Here is a 1,542-nt window from a genome sequence, read left to right as displayed (position 1 = left end):
GTCCCGGCGTGACCTGGGGGGGACACGCCGGGGCCCGGCTCGGACACCGTGGAAGGCTGGGGCCGTGACACCCCCGCCGCGCGCCTTCGACGCCGTTCTCTGCGACCTCGACAACGTCGTCCGTTTCTACGACTTCTCCGAACTCGCCGCCCTCGAGCGGGAGTCGGATCTCACCGCCGGTACCACCGCGTCGGTGGCCTACGCACCCGACCTCGATCTCCCGCTGCTGCTCGGGCGGATCGACGTCGGGCGGTGGACGGAGTCCGTCGCCGGGCGGATGGCCGCCTTCGTGCCGCCCGACCGGGCCCGCGAACTGGCACGGGCCATGGCGGACGCGCCGTTCCGCGCGGACCCCGAGGTGGTCGAACTGCTGCGCCGGGCAAGGGATCTGGTGCCGCTGGTGATCGTCACCAACGCGACGGCCGGGCTGGGGGCCGAACTGGAGGCGATGGGGATCGGCGACCTCGCCCACCACGTCGTCAACAGCGCGTGGGAGGGCGTCGCCAAGCCCGACCGGGAGATCTACCGGACCGCCTGCCGGCTGGCCGGGGTCGCACCGGAGCGCTGCCTGTTCGTGGACGACCGGACGGAGAACACCGAGGCGGCCGCGGCGCTCGGCATGTCCGCCGTGCGGTACCGCTCCGTGGAGGACCTGCGGCGGGCGCTGGATCCGCTGTTCACCGCTCCCGGCGCGGCAGCTCCTGCGGGGGCCGTCGCCGGCACAGCTCCGCGTCGAGCAACGGCTCGGCCCACGTCGTGAGTTGAAGCACCGGACGGGCGGCGCTCGCGATGTCGCCCGCGACCGGCCGGACCACGGCCCGGTCCGCGTGCGCGGCCGGCAGCAGCATGGCCCGGGTGCGGCCGCGCAGACCGACCCGGAGCAGGTAGCGGAGTCCCTCGATGTCGACCAGCCCGCACTCCCCCGCCGGCCAGTCCACCGGCTCGTCCAGAGGGTCCACCCGCCATCCGGCGTGGCGGGCCGCGTCCATCCAGGCCCCGAGCGCCTGGATCCGGTCCTGTGCCACCGACGTGCTGGGGCGGGTGATGATCTGGATCGGGTCGGGCCTGTGCTCCATCGAATTCCCCCTGCTCACCTGGCCGCTGCGGCGTCTTCCGCGGGCTCCGGACGGTCACGACACACGGCCGTCCGGATGACGTCCCCCCGCACCGCTAGCCCGGAGGAGTGTTCCCGCCAAGCGGTGTGTCGCGCCTCGTGCTGGGATCGGTGACGTCGATCGAGACCCGGCGGGAACCGCTCGACGTGTTCCCCGCCGCCGGGTCCCCTCATCTCACCGGGAGCAACCTTGAAGAAGTCGATACGTCGGCTCTGCCGCGCAGGCCTGCCCGTGCTCACGGCGGCCCTCGTCTCCGGCGCGATGGCGCCGCAGGTCATGGCCGCCGAGGCGGGCACGGACCGGGTCGCCTCGCACGACTGCGACCACTCGTGCGACGGCGGTGGCGGGGGCGGCAGGCCCGGCCCCGCGGGGCCTGCCGGACCGCAGGGCGAGCCCGGCCCGGCCGGGCCGCAGGGCCAGCCGGGTC

3 protein-coding genes are annotated in these 1,542 nt (G+C 74.8%); 2 read left to right on the top strand and 1 reads right to left on the bottom strand.

What is annotated here, in order from left to right; genetic code table 11:
• Positions 1-64 precede the first annotated feature (64 nt).
• On the top strand, positions 65-760 hold the full coding sequence (locus ACOV8S_RS07930) for an HAD-IA family hydrolase (RefSeq protein ID WP_448316949.1): 696 nt from the start codon (positions 65-67) through the stop codon (positions 758-760).
• Here ACOV8S_RS07930 and ACOV8S_RS07925 read toward each other — a convergent pair.
• The gene (locus tag ACOV8S_RS07925; protein WP_448316947.1) at positions 678-1,076 is read right to left on the bottom strand and encodes a hypothetical protein; all 399 of its coding nucleotides are present in this window, start codon (positions 1,074-1,076) and stop codon (positions 678-680) included. The genes ACOV8S_RS07930 and ACOV8S_RS07925 overlap by 83 nt on opposite strands.
• 228 nt (positions 1,077-1,304) lie before the next feature.
• Here ACOV8S_RS07925 and ACOV8S_RS07920 point away from each other — a divergent pair.
• Positions 1,305-1,542 (top strand): hypothetical protein (locus ACOV8S_RS07920; RefSeq protein ID WP_448316945.1); only part of this gene is annotated, 238 nt, incomplete at its 3' end.

The sequence above is a fragment of the Streptomyces sp. CO7 genome (genome assembly GCF_053474865.1).
This window is presented reverse-complemented; position numbering and strand designations above follow the sequence as displayed.

Bases quoted from the DNA above. Each gene is read 5' to 3' on its own strand.
- ACOV8S_RS07925 (WP_448316947.1), bottom strand. From the start codon at position 1,076: ATGGAGCACAGGCCCGACCCGATCCAGATCATCACCCGCCCCAGCACG.